The sequence below is a fragment of the Devosia sp. Z11_6 genome, assembly GCF_058133665.1.
In genome coordinates this window covers 654,733-674,379 of the sequence record NZ_JBYUNQ010000002.1, presented here as the reverse complement: position 1 = coordinate 674,379, position 19,647 = coordinate 654,733, and the positions used below count along the sequence as shown (strand labels likewise).

The following is a 19,647-nucleotide window of genomic DNA, read 5'->3' as shown; positions in this document are numbered from 1 at the left end:
AACCTTATCGAGGTTAAGGAGGGCTTGAGATCGTGTCCTCAATACGTAAATTACCGAGAGCGATACCGGAAAGCCGCTTGCGAGCTTTTTCAGGAACGACCCGCCTAGTGAAAATTGCGTCCGCTGGGCAAGGCCGCATGGGCGTGGCGGCGGGCTGTATCTTCGTGGCGCAACTGGTCTCGTTCCGGTCCCCGGCTGCCCGGGGTGCCGGTGCGCCCTTCGTCCGCACGCGCCAACACGGCATCGCCCAAGGGATGACCATCGGCAATGTCCAAGAGGGTTGGTGTCAGGTCCGTCAGCTGCCGCGCCACGATATGGATCACGAGGCCCTCCCGCTGCAGCTCGCCTTTGACCGCCAGCATGCGTGCCCCCAGCACGACGCGCCGATTGGCTTCAAACACCTTCGGCCACACGATCACATTGGCCACCCCGGTTTCATCCTCGAGGGTCGCAAAGATCACCCCCTGCGCAGTGCCGGGCCGCTGGCGCACCAGCACGAGGCCCGCAACTTCCACTTGCCGCCCGGGAGCGAGCCCGAGCAAGGCGCTGGCCTTGACCACGCCGCGCCGCTCCAGCTGCGGGCGGGCAAAATGCAGCGGGTGGCCTTTCAGCGAAAAGCTGAGATGGCGGTAATCATGGATCACCTCCTCGCCCGGGGGCATAGGCGGCAGCTCGGCATCGGCTTCCCCTTCCCCGTAGGATGGCGCAAGGGGGGCGGCGGCAAACAGGGGCAGGGTTTCGGCGCCGGCCGTTGCCGTTAGTCCCTTGACCGCCCAAGCCGCATCGCGACGCGACAAGCCCAACGAACCAAAGGCATCCGCCTGCGCCAGGATCTCAAGGCTCGCCACCGGCAGCCCGGTGCGCAGCCACAGATCGCGCACGGAATCATAGCCGCGCCCGCGGCGCGCGACGAGGCGGTTGGCGTGGTCCTCCTTTAGGCCCTTGATCGCCGACAGCCCTAGCCGGATGGCATGGGTGGAGCGGATATCGCCCGCCATTTCGGCATGTTGCACCCACAAATGCTCGGCCGCCGGGCGGCTATTGCCTTCCAGCACATGTTCGAGGTCGGAGCGGTTGATATCGACGGGCCGCACTTCCACCCCATGCTCGACCGCATCGCGGATGATCTGGGATGGCGCGTAAAAGCCCATAGGCTGGCTGTTGAGTAGCGCACAGGCAAACACATCGGGATAATGGCATTTGAGCCAGCAGGACGCATAAACCAGCAGCGCAAACGAAGCCGCATGGCTTTCGGGAAAGCCATATTCGGCAAAGCCCTGGATCTGGGCAAAGCAGCCTTTGGCAAAGTCGAGCTGGTAGCCATTGGCCAGCATGCCGGCGATGAACTCTTCGCCGAACTGGGCGATCTGGCCGGTCCGCCGCCAAGCCGCCATGGCGCGGCGCAGCTGATCGGCCTTGCCGGCCGAAAAGCCCGCACCCACCACCGCGATCTGCATTGCCTGTTCCTGAAACAGGGGAATGCCCAGCGTACGCCCGAGCACGGCCTTCAGCTCCGGGCTGGGATAGGTCACCTCCTCATTGCCCAGCCTTCGGCGCAAATAGGGATGCACCATGCCGCCCTGGATGGGGCCGGGGCGCACAATGGCCACCTCGATCACGAGGTCATAGAATTGTTTCGGGCGCATGCGCGGCAGCATGGACATTTGCGCCCGGCTTTCGATCTGGAAGACCCCGATCGTATCGGCGCGATGGGTCATGGCATAAACCCGCGCCTTCTTGGATTGATCGGGATCGGTTTCTTCGGCCAGAAGGTCCACCAGCCGGATCTCCTGGTCGTAGTGGCGGTGCATCAGCTCAAAGGCGCGCCGCAGGCAGGACAACATGCCGAGCGCCAGAATATCGACCTTGAGGATGCCCAGCGCGTCGATATCGTCCTTGTTCCACTCGATGATGGTGCGGCTTTCCATGGCCGATTTGCTGATCGGCACGAGGCTTTCCAGCGAGTCCCGGGTGATGACGAACCCACCCACATGCTGGCTCAAATGGCGCGGAAAGCCATGCAGAACCTTGGTGACCTCGAACAATTGGGCGAGCACGGGATCATCGGGATGCATGCCGATCCGCTCGACTTCGCGCAGATCGAAAGGGGCACCCCAGCCCCATTGCATCTGGTTGAGCGCGGCCACCGTATCCTCGGCCACCCCGAACACCTTGGCGGCTTCGCGCATGGCGCTCTTGGAGCGATAGGAGATCACATTGGCGGTGAGGCCCGTGCGCCTGCCCCCATATTTCTGGTAAACATATTGCATCACCTCTTCGCGCCGCTCATGCTCGAAATCGACGTCGATATCGGGCGGCTCGTCGCGTTCGGTGGAAATGAAGCGCCCGAACACCAGATTGCCGGTGACCGGATTGACCTCGGTGATCTCAAGGCAAAAGCAGACGGTGGAGTTGGCCGCCGAACCACGCCCCTGGCACAGGATCTTGCGCTCGTAGCGGGCAAACATCACGATGTCATGGACCGTCAGGAAATAGGCCGCATAGCGCTTATAGGCGATCAGGCACAATTCGCTCCAGATCATGCGCTTGACCTCGTCGGGTACCCCTTGAGGGAAGCGCTTGGCGGCCCCCGCCCAGGTCAGGCGCTCAAGGGTTTGCTGGGCGGTTTCCCCATTGCCGACCGTTTCCTCGGGATAGTTGTATTTGAGCTGGTCGAGCGAGAACCCAATCCGGCTCATCAGCAGCTGGGTTTGCCGGAGAGCATCGGGATGTTCGGCAAAGAGCCTTGCCATTTCCCGGCCGGGTTTGAGATGGCGTTCGGCATTGGCTTCGAGCCGCCGGCCAGCGGTTTCGAGGGTCAGGTGCTGACGGATGCAGCTGACCACATCCTGCACCATCCGCCGGTTGGGCTCGTGGTATAAAACGTCATTGGTGGCGAGCATGGGCACGCCATGCCGGTGCCCCATCTCGGCAATGCGGTTGAACCGGGCCCGATCGGCGCCGGCATAGCGGGGGGCGGCAGCAACCCACACCCGCCCCTTGGCCCGCCCGGCCAGGGTTTGCAGCGTGCGCTCGGTCAGATCCCAATCGCTTTCATCGGGCATGAGAATAAGGAGCTGCCCCGCCACCGGCTGTTCCCCCACCGCGTTCTTTTCCAGAAGATCGGCGAGATAAAGCACCGGAGCGCCCTTTTCCCCGCGCCCATTGCCCAGCGTCAGCAGCTGGCACAGGCGGCCATAGGCCTGCCGGTCACTGGGATAGGCGATGATGTCGGGCGTGCCGTCGCTGAACACCAGCCGCACGCCCACGAGATAACGAAAGCCGGGCGCCTGCGGCCCCATGTCTCGCGCCACCATGTAGCCGCGCACCACGCCGGCAAAGCTGTTGCGATCGCATAGCCCGAGCCCGGTCATGCCATAGTGAATGGCGGCCGAAACCAGCTCTTCGGGGTGCGAACCGCTGCGCAGAAACGAGAAATTGCTGGTGCTCACCAGTTCCGAAAATTGCGGCGCCGGCGGCTGCTCCCGCCCGCGCCCGGAACGGGGAAATGACAGCACCTCATTCATGAAAAGAACCCGTGCAAATACCAGGAGGGCCCCGCGGCGCCGCCATAAAAGCCCTGCCGATAGAGCCAGAACCGGCGCCCACCATCATCCTCGGCAATGAAATAATCGCGCGTTTGCGCTTCGGGATCAAAGCGCGCCAATTGGGGCAGATAGGGCTGAGCCTGCCCCGGCTTGCTCCCCTGTCCCTGCGGTGGCACCAATTGCAGGCGCTGGCCGCTGCGCCACCATTCGGCCGCCAGGCGCTCGGGCCCCGAGGTCTTGATGAACTGGTACCCAACCCGCCGCCAGATCATGCCGGCGGGAGGACCATCGGGCACCTGTGCGGCGGTGATGGTGATGGGCTCGGGCACCGGCAGGAGCCGCAGAGGCCGCGCCCGGCCGGGATCGGGCAGCGCTTCGGGATCGTCAGGGGTGCGGGCGATCACCGGTTCGAGCCGCACGGCCCGCTCGGGAATATGGGTATTGCTGAATTTGGTGCGCAGCACCGCCAGCGCCCCCAGGCGGCTGGCCATGCGGTCATAAAGCCGGTCCAGATCCTGTGCCCCATCGGCAGCGGCAAAGGCGCCCACCTGCACGGCATCGAGCGGGGACACTGAGCTGGCAGCAAGCCGGATCGCATCAATGCCGAACCCCGCATCGTAATCTCCGCCCAGCCGCTCGGAGCGATGGGCGAACAAACGCGCAATATGGGCAGGGTCGCGCGTGGCCCGGGCGGCATTGACCGACAGGCACATCACCTTGTGGTCCACCCGATAGAGGAACAGATGAAAGCTTTGCGCGCCCAGCCCTTCGCTTTCGAGCCGCAATCCGATCTGCACCGCCAGGTCATGGGCGCACATCAGCACATCGTCCATCAAGCCGATCGGATCGGCAAAGCGCCGCTCGGCATAGCGTTCGGCCAGGGGCAGGCGGGGTACGGGACGTTCTTCGAGTGCGCCATAGGCCTGGTCGAGCCGGGTCAGCAGCGACAAACCGAACCGAGCCTGCAGGGCCTTGCGCTCGCGCGTCCGCACCTGTCCCACCTGCTTGAGCCCCATTGCATTGAGCCCGGCAATCTGGATCGGGCTGAGGCGAAGCGCGGCGACCGGCAGATGCGCCAAGACCCGCTCGGTATCGGCCGCAGCCACCACCTGGTTGGCGGCAAAATGGGCGACAGCCCAGGCCGCGCCCACAGTGGAGGCCACCGCTCCCTGGACCCGGTAGCCCAGAACCGCCAGCCGCTTGAGCAGGGTTGCAAGCATCGCTTCCTCGCCGCCGAACAGATGCGATACTCCGGTGATATCGAGCACCAGATCGCCAAAGGCGCTTATATCGGGCAGCACCGCGACCAGCGGACTGGCATTGGAATGCCAATCGGCAAAATCGGCAAAGGCGGCTTCCAGGAGCGGCCGGTCGATAGGCAGCGTGTGCAGATTGGGCACCAGCGCGCGCGCATCGGCCAGGTTCTGGCCCGGGCTGAGCCCGGCCGCCGCCGCTTCCCGATCCACCGCTGCCAGCCGCATGCCCCCCTTGATGCGCTCAAACAGCGCCAGGGGTGACTGCAGCCGCCGATCAGCCCGCTTGAGATAGTCGGTCGCCCAATCGGGCAGGTAAAGTGCCAGGAAGCGGCGTGCTCCCCGTTGTTCCATCCACACCGGGGCGGGCTGCTTGCTCTGCTCGAAAGCCATTTTCTGTCCACTCCAGGATCCATTCGCCGCCATGGCTTTGCCCAAGCGCGCCCTTTTCCAGCCGGGCGCTCCAGCGGCTCGCCCCTGGGGCACGGGCATCAAAGGGGGTGGGGGCGCTCAAAACCGGCGCCACATGCCAGCGCAACTGCGCGGCGCTCGATTCGCGCCAGCGCCCATAGCGCAGCAGAAACACCGATGCCCCGCCGCTTTGGGCGCGCATGCTGAGGCGCCGGCTGGCGGTGAAATCGAGGATCTTGGGCTGGCCCGCCACGTCGGCGACCACGGCCGCAACCGCCCCGCAGCCCAGCGCTTCTTCAGCTGCCCACAGCAATTCGGCGATATTGGCCGGGCGGATCAGCACCAGGTCCTTGGCATCAAAGCCAAAAAACTGCAGCCCCCTGCCATAGGGCAGGCCCATTTCCTGGGCATCGGCCGTCATCTGCAGATAAACCACTGCTTGGCGGGTGCCCCCCAGCAATCCCCGCGCCTGCCCCAGCGCAAACCCCAGCACAGCGCCGCCATTGCGCCGTTCATCGGCGAACACTTCATGCACCACCCCCGGGCCAGCCAGGGGAAAGCCGCCCGCCATCGCTCCCGGTGCCGCCGTTTCGGCCAAGGCCGGGCGGCGTTCGAGATCGGCAATACGGGTGCGCAGCGCCGCAAGGCGCGTTTGGCGGTCAAGGTCGCTCATGGGGCTTTCGGTTCTTGGTTCAGAACAAAACAAGAACACTACGGACCGGGTTCCGGAGTCAAGCCGAGTCTTTTTGCGAGGTTGGGGAAAAGGTTAACCTTTGCCATCCACCGCCCTCGCAATGAAGGATGGAACGCTAACCGCGCCTTAGCGCTTTCCTCTTACCGCCGAAAGGCCAGATGCCGGCAGAGGTTTTTTGCATGTTCGACGCCCTTACTCGCTTGTTTGCAAAACCAGAAACGGCAATGGACGAGCATGATCCGCAACTGGCGGCAGCAGCCCTCCTGGTGCATCTGGCATCGGTAGACGGGCAGATGAAGCCCGAAGAGCAGCAGGCCATCAAGACTGCGCTGATGAGCCACTACCAACTCGATGAAGCGGCTGTGGATAAACTGGTGCGGCAAGGCGCCATGCGCGATGCCGAGGCGGTGGATTTCTACCGCTTTACCTCGGCCTTAACCGCGCTGGAGCTCGAGGATCGCATCGCCATCATCCGCATGATGTGGGAAGTGGTGTTTGCCGATGGCAAGAATCACGAACTTGAGGACAACATGGTCTGGCGCATCGCCGAGCTGATCGGCGTACCTTCGCGCGAACGCACCGTGCTGCGCAACCAGATCGGCAAATCCCGATCCTCTTGAGCTACCAGGCCTTGAAGGTGCCGATGGTTTTGGCTTCATCAAGCGCACAATCGAACTCGCCAGCCTGGTCGGCGGCGGCACGCGCCAACTCGTTGGCATCGGGATTAGCCAAGGCGTCCACATAGGCGATGTGACAGGAATTGCCTTCGGCAATCTGGCTAACCACCAGGATCTCGTTGCTGTCTTCGCCCGTTTCGGCATCGGCAGTGTGGTAGCGCACGATGGTCGCGATAGGCAGCCAGCGGCCTGAGGCGTTGGACAGCCGCCATTCCAGCTTGGGGCCGAGGCGGTTGAAGGGCGGCAGGGTTTGGGCGCCGTTCTCGTTGTTGTCGCCAAAGCCATAGGCCAGGGAAAAGCGCAGGTCCCCTTCCATGACCTTGAGCGGAAAGCCTTTATAGCCGGGGCAGGCCCAGCTGGCGCCGAAATCGTCGGCGTCAAGCACGAGGCACTCGTTCAGATCCAGATCGGTATAGGCGCTGTTGAAACCCGATTGGGCCAGGGCGGGGGTCGCCAAGGCACTGGCCCCCCATGCCGCACCGAGGCAAAATAGCCCTGCCATTCTGATCGAGATCAAATTCGCCACCTTTGTGTTTCTGCTACAAAACCGTTGCAAGCCATTCCATCACAGGGAGAAACGCCGATGTTCAACAACATCCTCATCGCCACCGACGGCTCCGAACTGGGCGACAAGGCCCTCGCTGCGGCGCTCAACCTAGGCAAGGGCAGTGGCGGAAAGGTGACCGTTTTGACCGTGACGGATCCGGTGACGACCATGGTTGGGGGCACGGGTGGATTTGGCCAGATCGATGCGGGGCCGCTGATCACCCAGCTCGAGGATGGCTATCGCGAACGTGCCGGCAAGGTACTGGCGGCGGCGCAGGGGCAGGCGCAAGCCCTTGGAATGGCTGCGGAAACGCTGCACCTGCCCGACCATCTAGCGGCTGACGGCATCATCGAAACGGCCGAGCAGCAGGGAAGTGATCTGATCGTGATGGGCTCGCATGGGCGGCGGGGACTAGGGCGATTATTGCTGGGCAGCCAGGCGGCCGAGGTGCTGGCGCGCGCCAAAGTGCCGGTTTTGGTGGTCAAATAAGCCACTAAAGGCAAGAGGCTTGCTTTTGCTGGCGGTTCTGGGCAACAAGGCCGCCACCTTTTCGCCACCCAGATGAACCAAGGCTGAACGCCCAATGAACATCGACGCCATTCCAATCGGCAAGAACCCGCCCGAAGACCTCAATGTGATCATCGAAGTGCCTTTGGGCGGCGAGCCGATCAAGTACGAAATCGACAAGGCCTCGGGCGCGCTGTTCGTGGACCGGTTCCTCTACACCCCAATGCGCTATCCCGGCAATTACGGCTTTGTGCCCCATACGCTGTGTGGCGACGGCGACCCGCTCGATGTGATCGTGATGAATTCGCGCCCGCTGGTACCGGGCGCCGTGGTGCGCTCGCGCCCGGTCGGCGTGTTGTTCATGGAAGACGATGGCGGGCAGGATGAAAAGATCATCGCGGTGCCCGTATCCAAGCTGACGCGCATGTATGACAACATCCTCGATATCGAGGATTTCCCGGAAATCCAGCTTGAGCGGGTGAAGCACTTCTTCACGCACTACAAGGATCTCGAGCCCGGCAAATGGGCCAAGATCGACCGGATCGGCAATCTGGCCGATGCGCGCAAGGTGATTCTCGATTCCATCGAGATGGCCAAGGGCGCCCAATAGGCCCTGCCCCATCTTGGCCGCAACGCGGGTGCAGCTTTCGAGCAATGCACCTGCGAGGGCCCCTGATGAACCGTCGAACTGCAACGCTGCTTACCCTGGGCCTTTGCGCCACCCCGGCGCTGGCCCAGACAGCATCATCCTCCTCGCCCGACATCGCTGCGGCTTTAGCTGACCGGCTCGATCGCGCCGGGCAAGGCAAGGGTATTGCGACGGCCCGGCTGCACAATGGGGAGGTCCAATTTGCCGCCCATGGCGTTGTTGCCCAGGGCGGCGCGCCGGTAAGCGAAACGACGATCTTCGAGATCGGCTCGATCAGCAAGCTCTTCACCAATCTGCTGCTGGCCCAACTTGTGCTCGATGGCGCGGTGAGCCTTCATGCACCCGTTGCCAACTACCTGCCGGCCGGCACGGCGGTACCCAGCCTTGCCGGCCGCGAGATTACCCTGTTTGATCTTGCGACGCACAGTGCGGGCCTGCCCGCCATTCCCCCCGATCTGGGCGTGGCTGATCCCGCCGATCCATATCGCGGCTACAGCGCCGAACAGCTGCTGGCGTTTCTGGCGGGCTACACGCTGCCCCGGGAACCGGGCAGCCAATTTGAATATTCCAATACCGGGGCGGCGCTCCTCGGACTGGCGCTCGAGCATACCGGAGGGAAACCCTACGCCGATCTCGTGCGCGAGCGCATTCTTGAGCCCTTGGGCATGACCGAGACTGGCCTTGTGCCGGTCGATCCCGGGCGGTTTGCCACCGGGCATGACCGGGCCGGCAGTGCGGTACCCCATTGGGGCTTTGACGTGTTTGCCCCGGCGGGTGGTTATTGCTCCACCGCCGCCGATCTCACCCGCTTCGTCCAGGCCGCCAGCGGCGCCGTGGTGACCGATCTCGCTCCAGCCTTCGCGCTGATGCTGGCCGAGCAACGACCGGCTGGTTCGCCCAATATGCGGATTGGGCTGGGCTGGATGGTGCTTAATGGCCCAACCGGCCCACTGATCTGGCACAATGGCATCACGGGGGGCTTCAACAGCTTCATCGGCTATGCGCCCGAAAGCAAAGCGGGTGCGGTGGTGCTGGCCAATGCGGTGACGCAAACCGGGATCGAGGATTTGGGCTTTCACCTGCTCGAGCCCAGCCTGCCGCCGGCGCCACAACCAGATCGGCGAGAGCCGGTCAGCATCGATCCAGGGCTGCTGCCGCGCTATGCCGGCACTTATCGGCTGGGGCCCGAATTCGACCTGGTGGTCACGAGCGAAGGGGGGCGGCTCTTCGTGCAGGCGAGCGGGCAAGAGCGGCTGGAAGTGCTGCCGCAAAGCCAAACCGAGTTCTTTTACACCGTGGTAGACGCCCAGATCAGCTTCGAGCTCGATGCCGAGGGGCAGGTCACCGGTCTCGTGCTGCACCAGAATGGCCAGGATATTCCCGGCAAGCGGCAATGAGCGGCCGTATTGTCATCCTCAATGGCGCGCCGCGCTCGGGTAAATCGAGCATCGCCCGGGCCATGCAGGACAGCCTGCCCGGGCAATGGATCAATCTAGGGGTGGATGGCCAGAACGCCACCCTGCCCGAAGTGCTGCGCCCGGGAATTGGGCTGCGGCCGGGCGGTGAGCGGCGCGATCTCGAGCCGGTGGTGGTCCGGCTTTATCACGCGCTTTACGCCACGATCGCCGCGCATGCCCGCGAAGGTTTTGACGTGGTTGCGGATGTCGGGCACCACGACGGCTATTCGGCACCCCTCGGGATCCTGCCGCGCTCGGCGCGGCAGCTAGCGGGGCTCGATGCACTGCTTATAGGCGTGCGCTGCCCGATCGAGACGATCATGGCGCGCCGCAATGCCGATCCGCAAAACGGGTTCTATGCCGCGGGACCAGGTGTTCCCGCACCGGTGCTGCGCTGGCAGGAGGCGGTGCACCAGCCCGGCATCTATGATGGGGAAGTGGACACGGGCAGCATGAGCCCACAGGACTGCGTGGCCGTGATCGCGGAGGCGCTGACCCGGCCCAAAACGGCCTTGCCCCAGCTCGCCCGGCTCTAGCGCCCCAGCCCCATGCGGGCCAGCAAATTGTCGCGGCGGATGAACTGGTGATAAAGCGCGGCGGCGATGTGGCCGAGCGCCAGGATCAGCAGCAGCCGCGCCACGATGGCATGCACGGTAAAGGGTGGTGCCAGGGCAAAATCGGGCAAGGCACCGCCGCCGCCAAACAGCACCAGATTACCGCCGGTTGTGATCAGGGTGCCCATGCCGCTCGCGACCATGACAAGGATCACCAGGTAAAGCCCATAGTGCACGCTGCGGGCCGCCAGGTGCTCGAGCCGCGAGGGGCTGGCACCATCCTCGGGCCGGCGATCGAAGAACACCCACCAGACAATGCGGAACACGGTCAGCACGGCGATGCAAACCCCGACAATGGCATGAAAGCGCAGCAAGCCCGCTTCGGTCGCCGGATCACTGGCATTGCTGGCATTGCTGGCAGACAGGCCGGTACCCAGCATGACGGCGATGGCCGCCGCGGTGATCCAATGGATGAGGATGGCGATAGTGCCATAACGACGCGGCGTACTCTTGAGCGACATGGGAGTGATCCTTGTGCCGGCTGGAGGGACGGCCTATACATAGCATACTATGAACAAAGATAGCAAGCTATGTAAATGCCACTGAGCCGTGAAACTTCGGCGGGGTACCTCGCCAACTGGGCCGCGCGGCTGTTTGCGCGCGAACTGGACCGCCAGTTGCAGCCCACCGGCATTGCGCCCGCCTATATGCCGGTGATGTTCGCCCTGGGCGACGGGGGAACGCTGACGCAAAAGGAACTGGCGCGCCGCGCGGCCGTGGAGCAACCAACAATGGCCGCAACGCTCAACCGCATGGAGCGCGACGGCTTCATCAGCCGCCGGCCCGACCCGGGGGACCGGCGCAGCGCGCTCGTAGCGCTCACCCCTGCCGGGCTGGCCCTGCTGCCCGAGGTGGAGCGGGTGGTGCACACGATCAATGCTCTGGCCCTGGCGAGCCTTTCCAGCGCCGAACAGGCGGCGTTCTTTGCCGCAATCGGCAAGATCATCGCGGCACTGGAACAGCAGGATCCAGCCCTTGCCCCATCGACCGCCTAATCGGCGCGCCGGCTATAGGTGAGGATGGCATTGCCCTTGCTGGTGCGCTCCATATTCTTGAGCTCGAGGCGGGTGGCCGGATCATCGGGGCCGAACAGGTGCCGCCCCTTGCCGGCAATCACCGGGTGCATGATCAGCACCAGCTCGTCCATGAGGCCCGCGAGCATCAATTGGCGCACCAGCGACAACCCGCCCATGGCGGCGATATCGCCGCCGGGCTGGTTCTTGAGCCGGCGTACGAAATCGAGCAGGTCCCCCTCGATCAGCTCGGCATTGCTCCAGGCAAGCGGCGGGGTCAGGGTTTCGGAGGCGACATATTTGGGCACGCCATTGATGAACTCGGCAAAATCGAGGTCCTGGCTGGCATTGGGCCAATAGCTCGCCCATTGCTCAAAGCCGACGCGACCCATCAAGACCGCATCGATGCTGCTGATGGTCTGGTCCATCAGGGCGCCCAGTTCCTCGTCAAAGCTATCGAATTGAAACTGATCGGGCGCCTCGGCGACCCCATCCACGGAATAAAACAGGCCGGCTATGAGTTTTCGCATGATGTTGTCCTGATCGGGATGACACTTGCTCTTGCGACGCACAGAACGGCCCGAGTTCGACAATTCTGCGGCGATTTTGTTGGGGGTCCCTCCGTTAGCTCGAAAGGTTCAGTCGGTGTTTTCCGTGGGCAAGGGAGCTTCGGGTTCCCGGCTGATGGCAAGAAGGCCCGGGAAACACCCCGGGCCTTCTTCAGTTTCGGTCGAGGCGGATGCCTTGCTAGCCCCAGTGCGCCAGGACGGCGAGCAGTAGCAGGGCGACGATATTGGTGATCTTGATCATCGGATTAACGGCGGGGCCAGCCGTGTCCTTGTAGGGATCGCCGACAGTGTCGCCGGTGACGGAGGCCTTGTGGGCGTCGCTGCCCTTGTGGTGCACCAAGCCGTGGGAGTCAGTGAAGCCGTCCTCAAAACTCTTTTTGGCATTATCCCAGGCGCCGCCGCCGGCGGTCATGGAGATGGCGACAAAAAGCCCGGTGACGATCACGCCCATCAGCATGGCCCCGAGGGCGGAAAAGCCGGCGGCGGGACCAGCGATCCAGTTGATCAGGAAGAACACCACAATGGGCGACAGCACCGGGAGCAGCGACGGCACAATCATTTCGCGGATGGCGGCTTTAGTCAGCATATCCACGGCGCGGGCATAATCAGGCTTGGAAGTGCCGGCCATGATGCCGGGATCGGCCTTGAACTGGCGGCGCACTTCCACCACGACCGATTGGGCGGCGCGCCCCACCGCCGTCATCGACATGCCACCAAAGAGGAACGGCAAGAGGCCACCAAAGAGCAGGCCCACCACCACATAGGGGTCCGCGAGCGAGAAGGTGAGCGTGCCCATGCCCTGGAAGATCGCGGGGGCATCGGGCAGGGCCGAGAAGTAGATCAGGTCCTGCGTATAGGCGGCAAAGAGCACCAGCGCCCCTAGCCCCGCCGAGCCAATGGCATAGCCCTTGGTGACGGCCTTGGTGGTGTTGCCAACGGCGTCGAGCGCGTCGGTGTTGTGCCTGACTTCGGCGGGCAGGCCCGCCATTTCGGCGATGCCGCCGGCATTGTCGGTGACAGGCCCGAAAGCGTCAAGCGCGACGACGATGCCAGCCAGCGCCAGCATGGTGGCGACCGCGACGGCAATGCCGAAGAGCCCCGCCAGCGAATAGGTGATGATGATGCCGGCAATGATCACCAGCGCCGGCAGCGCGGTGGATTCCAGCGATACCGCAAGGCCCTGGATCACATTAGTGCCGTGGCCGGTGACGGAGGCTTCGGCGATGGAATTGACCGGGCGGCGTCCGGTGCCGGTGTAATATTCGGTGATGACGATGATGAGCCCGGTGATGGCGAGCCCCGTCACCCCGCACCAGAACAGCGACCAGGGGGTAAAGACCTTGTCGCTGGCTTCGATCAGAAGGTTCATGTCGCCAAAGATCAGCCAGAGCACGGGCACGAGGACGATCAGGGACAGCACGCCGGTGGCGATGATGCCCTTGTAAAGGGCACCCATGATGTTGTTGCTGGCCCCCAGTTTCACCGCAAACGTGCCGGCGATCGAGGTCAAAACGCAAGCCCCGCCAATGGCGAGGGGCAGCACCATGCCGGCGAGTTTCAGCGTCTCGGGCAGGATGATGGCGGCCAGCACCATGGTCGCAACGATGGTGACCACATAGGTCTCGAACAGATCGGCGGCCATGCCCGCGCAATCGCCGACATTGTCGCCAACATTGTCGGCAATGGTGGCGGGGTTGCGCGGATCATCTTCGGGGATGCCGGCCTCGACCTTGCCCACCATGTCCCCGCCGACATCGGCGCCCTTGGTGAATATGCCGCCGCCCAGGCGCGCAAAGATCGAGATGAGCGAAGCGCCAAAGCTCAGCGCCACGAGGGCATCAATTACGGTGCGGCTGGTGGGCGCATAGCCGATGCCGGTCAGCAGCAGGAAGTAAACGGTGATGCCGAGGAGCCCGAGGCCCGCCACCAGCATGCCGGTGACGGCACCCGATTTGAAGGCGAGATCGAGCCCGCGGGCGAGCGAAGTGGTGGCGGCCTGGGCGACGCGCACATTGGCGCGCACCGAAACATTCATGCCGATAAAGCCGGCAGCGCCGGACAGCACGGCGCCCAGCAAAAAGCCGATGGCGGCATAGGTGCCCAGCAACAGCCAGGCGGCGATGAAGATCACCACGCCGACAATAGCGATGGTGGTGTATTGACGCTTGAGATAGGCCGAGGCGCCTTCACGCACGGCAGCCGAGATTTCCTGCATGCGCGCCGATCCGGGATCGGCGGCCAACAGGGTACGCGTGGTGATCACGCCATAAACAACACTCAGACCGCCACAAACGACGATCAGCCACAAAGCTAAAGTCATGCACAAGTCCCCTCAATGCCTTGAGGGATCCGCTCCCGGTGCGCCGATCCTCCAATCGGCGGAGCCGGCTCCTCCACGAACCCCCTCAGCGGCGATGATGCGGGGGATTGGGCGGCAAGGCAATCGCTAATGCGATGTTTTGTCGCGGCCCTCGGCAAAGCACGCGGCGAGCCGGGCTGCCAGAACCAGGCCGTCGCCGGTGATGTGAAGGGTCTTGAGGCGGGCGGTGGCGCCAGAGGTGATGCGCAGAGCCGAGCGCGAGATGCCCAGCGTCCGGGCGAGGAGGGCAATTACCGCGTCATTGGCCTTGTTCTTGTCGGGGATGGCAGCAACGCGCAGCTTGAGGGCCGCGCGCCCGTCACCCAGCACCATGATCTCGTCGAGGGCGGTGCGCCCGGCATTGGGCAGCACGCGCACGAGAAGGGTCAGCCCGGCGGCATCGATCCGCCAGGGGAGCGTTGGCTCAAACGACGTTGGGATAGCCGTAGCGCAGGATCACCTGCTGGATAAAGAAGATGATCAAGAACAGCACGATCGGGCTGATATCGAGGCCCGAGAAATTGGGCAGCATGTTGCGGATCGGGCGTAGCACCGGCTCGGTCAGTTGATTGACCATGCGCCACACCGCGGCGACGAATTCGTTGCGGGTGTTGATGACGTTGAACGAGATCAGCCAGCTCATGATGATCATGATCAGCACGATCCACCAGTAGAGCTGGAGGACAACCATGATGACATCGAGGACGGCGGCCATGAGCGGATGATCCTTCGCGAAATAACTAGGCGCTATCTAGGGCTTCGGCGTCGCTCCGGCAAGAGTGCCCATGCAAGGCTGGCAGCGACGATCCCCGGAACAGGGTTGCGCCCGAGACGTTGAGTGGCTCCAACAACAAACAGGAACCAAGCAATGGGTTTTTTCAGCGACATCAAGGACAAGATCTTCGGCAAGCACGAGGCGCAGCCCACAATCGTCGCGCAGGCCCCCGCGCAGGCATCCCCAAGCGCTGCCCCGGCCGCACCAGCTCCAAGCCGCCAGCCCGCCGGCGCTGCCGCGTCGCCGGCCGCAGCTCCCTCGCCGGTGCCAACAGCACCAGCCGCCCAGGGCAATGCTGCAGCGGCCCCGGCGGCGACTGGCGCCAGCAGCGGGGCGCAGGTCGACGTGGCTGCGATCCTTGATGCCGCGGTGGCCAAGAGCGGCCAAACGCTGGACTGGCGCAAATCCATCGTCGATTTGATGAAAGCTCTAGGTATCGACAGCAGCCTCGCCGCCCGCAAGGAGCTGGCCCAGGAGCTCAACTACACCGGCAGCACCGAGGACAGCGCGGCCATGAACATCTGGCTGCACAAGGCGGTAATCCAGAAGCTGGCCGACAATGGCGGCAAGGTGCCGGCAGAGCTGCTTTAAACAGCCAAACGGCGTCCGGCTTCTGGCCGGGCGCCTGTTCTAGCCGATATCCTTGATCGGCTTCCAGGTGGCGAAGCGATAGAGATAGATGACGACGGCAAGGATCACGACGCCGGTGGAGACCGGATCGACCCAGGCCTCGACGGCTTCATAGCCTTCGTGGAGCAGATAGCCCGACGCGGTCAGCAGCCCCGTCCAGAGCACGGTGCCGATCGCCGAAACGGTGATGAAGCGGCCAAAGGGCATGGCAGCAAGACCGGCCGGCACGGAAATGAGCGTGCGGATGGCGGGGATCAAGCGCCCAACCAGGATCGCCCAGATGCCATGGCGGTCGAACCAGTGCACGGCCTTGTCGATATCGTCTTCGCTGACCGTCGCGATGCGCCCAAGGCGGTTGCAAAGCAGGGTGAAGCGATGCAGGCCCAAAAGGCGCGCTGCGAAATACCAGACCGACGTGCCCGCGAGCGACCCCAGCACGCCGGCGAGCAGCACGCCCCAGCCATTAAGCTCGCCGCTGGCGGCGACATAGCCAGCAAAGGGCATGATCAGCTCGGACGGAATGGGTGGAAAGACGTTCTCGGCCACCATCAGGAGAAAGATCCCCACATAGCTCCATTGGGTAATGGTGCCGATGATCCACTCGCTCATGATCCACTCCGTCTCCGATGGGGCGCACCATTACCGCAAAACGCCAAGAAAGGGTAAGGGCCCCATTGTTTCCAACGGAGCCCCTGGTGTTTTTTAGCCGGCCTTGGAGCGCAGCGCGCGCTTGCGATCATTGGGGTCGAGCCAGATCTTGCGCAGGCGGATCGACTTGGGGGTCACCTCGACATATTCGTCTTCGGCGATATAGCCGAGCGACTGCTCCAGGGTGAGCTTCTTGGGCGTGGTCAGGCGAACCGCCTCATCCTTGGAGGTGGTGCGGATATTGGTCAGCTGCTTGCCCTTGAGTGCGTTCACTTCAAGGTCGTTGTCGCGGCTGTGCTCACCGATGATCATGCCTTCATAGATGTCGACGCCAGCATCGATCATGATCGGGCCGCGATCTTCGAGGTTCCACAGCGCAAAGGCGACGGACTGGCCGGTGCCGTTGGAGATCAGAACGCCGGTGCGACGGCCAGGCAGTTCGCCCTTGAACGGGGCAAAGGAGTGGAACAGCCGGTTGAAGATGGCCGTGCCGCGGGTATCGCTCAGCAATTCAGGCTGGTAGCCGATCAGCGAGCGGGTCGGCACCAGGAGCCGAATACGCGTACGGCCAACGCCCGAAGCGCGCATTTCGACCAGCTCGCCCTTCCGCTCGGTCATCTTCTGGACGACCGTGCCGGTGTGCTCGTCATCGACGTCGATGATGACTTCCTCGATCGGCTCAAGCTTGACGCCGTTTTCTTCCTTCATCAGCACTTTGGGGCGGCCGATGGTCAGCTCGAAGCCCTCGCGGCGCATGTTTTCGATCAAAACGGCCAGCTGCAATTCGCCGCGGCCAGCCACGTCGAAGCTGTCATTGTCGTCGCCCGGTGTCACCTTGATGGCGACATTGCCTTCGGCTTCGCGCATCAGGCGTTCGCGAATCACGCGGGACTGCACCTTGTCGCCTTCGCGGCCGGCCAGTGGGCCGTCATTGATGCGGAAGGTGACCGACAGGGTCGGGGGATCGATCGGCTTGGAGGCGATCGGCTCCATATTGGTCGGCGAGGAAATGGTGTCGGCAACGGTCGAGGTTTCGAGACCGGCAATGGCGACGATGTCGCCGGCTTCACCGACATCGACGGGCGTGCGCTCGAGGCCACGGAAGGCCAGCACCTTGGAGACGCGACCCTTTTCGACGATCTTGCCTTCGCGGCTGAGCGTATGGATGGGATCGCCGGCCTTGACCGAGCCCGAAAAGATGCGGCCGGTCAGAATGCGGCCGAGAAAGGCATTACGCTCGATGGTGGTGACCAGCATGCGGAACGGGCCGGTTTCGACCTTGGGCTCGGGCACATGCTCGATGACCTTGTCGAGCAGCGGCGCGAGGCTTTCCTTGGGACCGGCGGGATCGGCACTCATCCAGCCCTGCTTGGCAGCGCCATAAAGGATTGGGAAGTCGAGCTGTTCGGGCGTTGCGTCGAGGGCGATGAAGAGATCAAAGATTTCTTCGAGCACTTCGAGGTGCCGCTCGTCCGACTTGTCGATCTTGTTGATCGCCACAATGGGACGCAGGCCCTGGGCCAGCGCCTTGCCAAGCACGAACTTGGTCTGGGGCATCGGGCCTTCGGCGGCATCGACGAGGATCACCACGCCATCGACCATGGAGAGGATACGCTCCACTTCGCCGCCGAAATCGGCGTGGCCGGGGGTGTCCACGATATTGATGCGGGTGTCTTTCCAGAGCAGCGAGGTCACCTTGGCGAGAATGGTGATGCCACGTTCGCGCTCGATGTCATTGCTGTCCATGGCGCGCTCTTCGACGCGTTCATTTTCGCGGAACGAGCCGGACTGCTTGAGCAGCACGTCGATCAGGGTGGTCTTGCCATGGTCAACGTGAGCGATGATGGCGATATTGCGCAAGGACATTAGGGGCGGAGCCTTTGAATGCATGATTCACGCCCACAAACCGCCACGCGGCGACAACGAGTTGAACCATGAAGGAAAACAACAACGCCACCCGCTAACAGGCAGGACCGGCGCTTTTGTCGCGGCTATTACAGGTTTTAGCGCCATCGGACAATCCCTGTGACTGCAGGGCGGCAATGCACCGCGTCACACAAGGGCCAAAAGGCATCCACCAAGCGCGGTCGCGCCGACCAAAATCCAGGGCGGCACGCGACCGACCGCGAGTAGTAAATACATGGTTACGGCGAGGGCATAATCCAAGGGGGTGCGCAGGGCCAATGTGGCCACGGGATCAAACAAGGCGGCAGCCAGCAGCGCCACCACCGCCACATTGGCGCCCGCAATCAGGTGGGCAATGGCGGGAACAGCGGCTAGGCGGCGCCACAACGGCAAGGCTGCCCCCATCAGCAGCAAGCCGGGCGCGAAGATGGCGAGCGTTGCGCCGAGCGCACCCAGCAGCGTGTAGCCGGACGGGGCGGCGGCAGCGCCAAGGAAGGTGGCAAAGGTAAACAGCGGCCCCGGCACCGCCTGGGCGGCGGCATAGCCGGCCAGAAAGGTTGGCGGCGACACCCAGCCGGGCGCCACCACGCTGTCTTCCAGCAAGGGCAGCACCACATGCCCGCCCCCGAACACCAGGGCGCCGGTGCGATAAAAGGCATCAAGGAACTGCACGGCAAAGCCGCCCACCCCCGCAGCGGCGAGCAGCGGCAGACTAAGGAGCAGCAGGGCGAAGGCCGCAAGGAGGGCGATGCCCATACGCATCGACAAGGCTCCGGCAGGCACGGAAGCGCTGGTTCCGCTGGTGTTGCCCCAGCCCAGCAGAAGGCCACAAAGCGCGCCAAGGCTCATCACCAAAAGCTGCCCGGCAATGCCGGGCACCAGCGCCAGCAACACCAGCGCCAGGGCAGCCACGCCAAGGCGGGAGGGCGTGGTGAGGAGCGCCCCGCGCATGCCCCAGACGGCTTGGGCCACAACAGCCACCGCCACCAATTCAAGGCCATGGAGCGCCCCAGACAGGGCTGGTCCCTGAAGGGCAAGAAGGCCGGCAAAGAAGGCCAGCATCAGGAGGGCCGATGGCAGGGTGAAGCCAACAAAAGCTGCCAGCCCGCCGAGCCAGCCGGCGCGCACCACGCCCAGGGCAAAACCGACCTGGCTGGAGGCCGGCCCCGGCAGGAGCTGCCCCAAGGCTACGAGCTTGGCATAGCCATGCTCATCCACCCAGCCGCGGCGGGCGACAAGTTCGTCGCGGAAATAGCCGAGATGGGCGATGGGGCCGCCAAAGGAGGTCAGTCCCAGGGCGAAAAAGGCGGCGAAAACCTCGCCCGGCGTGCCGGCAGGCGGGGCGGTGGGGGCGTCGGCTCGGCTCATCCGCGCACCCTTAGCCTCAAGTT

At 63.8% G+C, this 19,647-nt stretch carries 19 protein-coding genes; 7 read left to right on the top strand and 12 right to left on the bottom strand.

Annotated features, from left to right (window positions below):
- Window positions 1-104: 104 nt before the first annotated feature.
- The 3 genes from AC3YMN_RS08510 to AC3YMN_RS08500 are packed head-to-tail and all read right to left on the bottom strand — an operon-like array spanning window position 105 to window position 5,885.
- Window positions 105-3,527 carry an error-prone DNA polymerase gene (locus tag AC3YMN_RS08510; RefSeq protein WP_489889680.1) on the bottom strand — a complete coding sequence of 1,141 codons (3,423 nt, stop codon included), beginning with the start codon at window positions 3,525-3,527 and terminating at the stop codon, window positions 105-107.
- Window positions 3,524-5,194, bottom strand: coding sequence for a Y-family DNA polymerase (locus AC3YMN_RS08505; RefSeq protein WP_489889679.1), 1,671 nt, complete (start codon window positions 5,192-5,194; stop codon window positions 3,524-3,526). Before AC3YMN_RS08505 ends, AC3YMN_RS08510 begins: the two co-directional genes overlap by 4 nt.
- Window positions 5,079-5,885: an ImuA family protein gene (locus AC3YMN_RS08500; RefSeq protein WP_489889678.1), complete on the bottom strand. Its 807-nt coding sequence runs from the start codon at window positions 5,883-5,885 to the stop codon at window positions 5,079-5,081. The genes AC3YMN_RS08505 and AC3YMN_RS08500 overlap by 116 nt, the downstream gene beginning before the upstream one ends.
- Window positions 5,886-6,085: 200 nt before the next feature.
- Between AC3YMN_RS08500 and AC3YMN_RS08495 the strand changes: the two genes are divergently transcribed.
- Window positions 6,086-6,526, top strand: coding sequence for a tellurite resistance TerB family protein (locus tag AC3YMN_RS08495; RefSeq protein ID WP_127754712.1), 441 nt, complete (start codon window positions 6,086-6,088; stop codon window positions 6,524-6,526).
- 1 nt (window position 6,527) lies between these two features.
- Here the strand turns inward: AC3YMN_RS08495 and AC3YMN_RS08490 are convergent, their stop codons facing one another.
- Entirely contained in the window at window positions 6,528-7,040 is a 513-nt protein-coding gene (locus AC3YMN_RS08490; protein WP_127754713.1) for a hypothetical protein, read from the bottom strand.
- A gap of 126 nt (window positions 7,041-7,166) precedes the next feature.
- Between AC3YMN_RS08490 and AC3YMN_RS08485 the strand changes: the two genes are divergently transcribed.
- The 4 genes from AC3YMN_RS08485 to AC3YMN_RS08470 all read left to right on the top strand — a co-directional run bounded on the left by AC3YMN_RS08485 (window position 7,167) and on the right by AC3YMN_RS08470 (window position 10,279).
- Entirely contained in the window at window positions 7,167-7,619 is a 453-nt protein-coding gene (locus AC3YMN_RS08485) for a universal stress protein (RefSeq protein WP_489889677.1), read from the top strand.
- 94 nt (window positions 7,620-7,713) lie between these two features.
- The gene (gene ppa / locus AC3YMN_RS08480) at window positions 7,714-8,247 is read left to right on the top strand and encodes an inorganic diphosphatase (protein WP_127754715.1); all 534 of its coding nucleotides are present in this window, start codon (window positions 7,714-7,716) and stop codon (window positions 8,245-8,247) included.
- A gap of 65 nt (window positions 8,248-8,312) precedes the next feature.
- The gene (locus AC3YMN_RS08475; RefSeq protein ID WP_489889676.1) at window positions 8,313-9,683 is read left to right on the top strand and encodes a serine hydrolase; all 1,371 of its coding nucleotides are present in this window, start codon (window positions 8,313-8,315) and stop codon (window positions 9,681-9,683) included.
- The gene (locus AC3YMN_RS08470) at window positions 9,680-10,279 is read left to right on the top strand and encodes a chloramphenicol phosphotransferase CPT family protein (RefSeq protein ID WP_489889675.1); all 600 of its coding nucleotides are present in this window, start codon (window positions 9,680-9,682) and stop codon (window positions 10,277-10,279) included. The genes AC3YMN_RS08475 and AC3YMN_RS08470 overlap by 4 nt, the downstream gene beginning before the upstream one ends.
- Here AC3YMN_RS08470 and AC3YMN_RS08465 read toward each other — a convergent pair.
- Complete coding sequence (locus tag AC3YMN_RS08465) at window positions 10,276-10,818, bottom strand: cytochrome b (protein WP_489889674.1); 543 nt, start codon at window positions 10,816-10,818, stop codon at window positions 10,276-10,278. The genes AC3YMN_RS08470 and AC3YMN_RS08465 overlap by 4 nt on opposite strands.
- 75 nt (window positions 10,819-10,893) lie before the next feature.
- On the opposite strand from AC3YMN_RS08465, the gene AC3YMN_RS08460 reads away from it, so the two are divergent.
- Window positions 10,894-11,352 carry a MarR family winged helix-turn-helix transcriptional regulator gene (locus AC3YMN_RS08460; RefSeq protein ID WP_489889673.1) on the top strand — a complete coding sequence of 153 codons (459 nt, stop codon included), beginning with the start codon at window positions 10,894-10,896 and terminating at the stop codon, window positions 11,350-11,352.
- Here AC3YMN_RS08460 and AC3YMN_RS08455 read toward each other — a convergent pair.
- From AC3YMN_RS08455 to AC3YMN_RS08440, 4 genes are all read right to left on the bottom strand, one after another.
- Window positions 11,349-11,900 carry a dihydrofolate reductase family protein gene (locus AC3YMN_RS08455; protein WP_489889672.1) on the bottom strand — a complete coding sequence of 184 codons (552 nt, stop codon included), beginning with the start codon at window positions 11,898-11,900 and terminating at the stop codon, window positions 11,349-11,351. The two genes, AC3YMN_RS08460 and AC3YMN_RS08455, sit on opposite strands and share 4 nt — an antisense overlap.
- Before the next feature lie 217 nt (window positions 11,901-12,117).
- The gene (locus tag AC3YMN_RS08450) at window positions 12,118-14,259 is read right to left on the bottom strand and encodes a sodium-translocating pyrophosphatase (RefSeq protein WP_489889671.1); all 2,142 of its coding nucleotides are present in this window, start codon (window positions 14,257-14,259) and stop codon (window positions 12,118-12,120) included.
- A gap of 126 nt (window positions 14,260-14,385) precedes the next feature.
- Window positions 14,386-14,676, bottom strand: coding sequence for a DUF167 family protein (locus tag AC3YMN_RS08445; protein ID WP_489889670.1), 291 nt, complete (start codon window positions 14,674-14,676; stop codon window positions 14,386-14,388).
- Window positions 14,677-14,722: 46 nt separating this feature from the next.
- Window positions 14,723-15,013 carry a YggT family protein gene (locus AC3YMN_RS08440; RefSeq protein ID WP_489889669.1) on the bottom strand — a complete coding sequence of 97 codons (291 nt, stop codon included), beginning with the start codon at window positions 15,011-15,013 and terminating at the stop codon, window positions 14,723-14,725.
- A gap of 153 nt (window positions 15,014-15,166) precedes the next feature.
- Here AC3YMN_RS08440 and AC3YMN_RS08435 point away from each other — a divergent pair, with 153 nt between their 5' ends.
- Complete coding sequence (locus tag AC3YMN_RS08435) at window positions 15,167-15,664, top strand: DUF3597 domain-containing protein (protein WP_489889668.1); 498 nt, start codon at window positions 15,167-15,169, stop codon at window positions 15,662-15,664.
- Window positions 15,665-15,703: 39 nt separating this feature from the next.
- Here AC3YMN_RS08435 and AC3YMN_RS08430 read toward each other — a convergent pair whose 3' ends face one another.
- From AC3YMN_RS08430 to chrA, 3 genes are all read right to left on the bottom strand, one after another.
- Entirely contained in the window at window positions 15,704-16,312 is a 609-nt protein-coding gene (locus tag AC3YMN_RS08430; protein WP_489889667.1) for a DedA family protein, read from the bottom strand.
- 93 nt (window positions 16,313-16,405) lie between these two features.
- Window positions 16,406-18,217, bottom strand: coding sequence for a translational GTPase TypA (gene typA, locus AC3YMN_RS08425; protein ID WP_127754726.1), 1,812 nt, complete (start codon window positions 18,215-18,217; stop codon window positions 16,406-16,408).
- A gap of 186 nt (window positions 18,218-18,403) precedes the next feature.
- On the bottom strand, window positions 18,404-19,624 hold the full coding sequence (gene chrA / locus AC3YMN_RS08420; RefSeq protein ID WP_489889666.1) for a chromate efflux transporter: 1,221 nt from the start codon (window positions 19,622-19,624) through the stop codon (window positions 18,404-18,406).
- Window positions 19,625-19,647 lie beyond the last annotated feature (23 nt).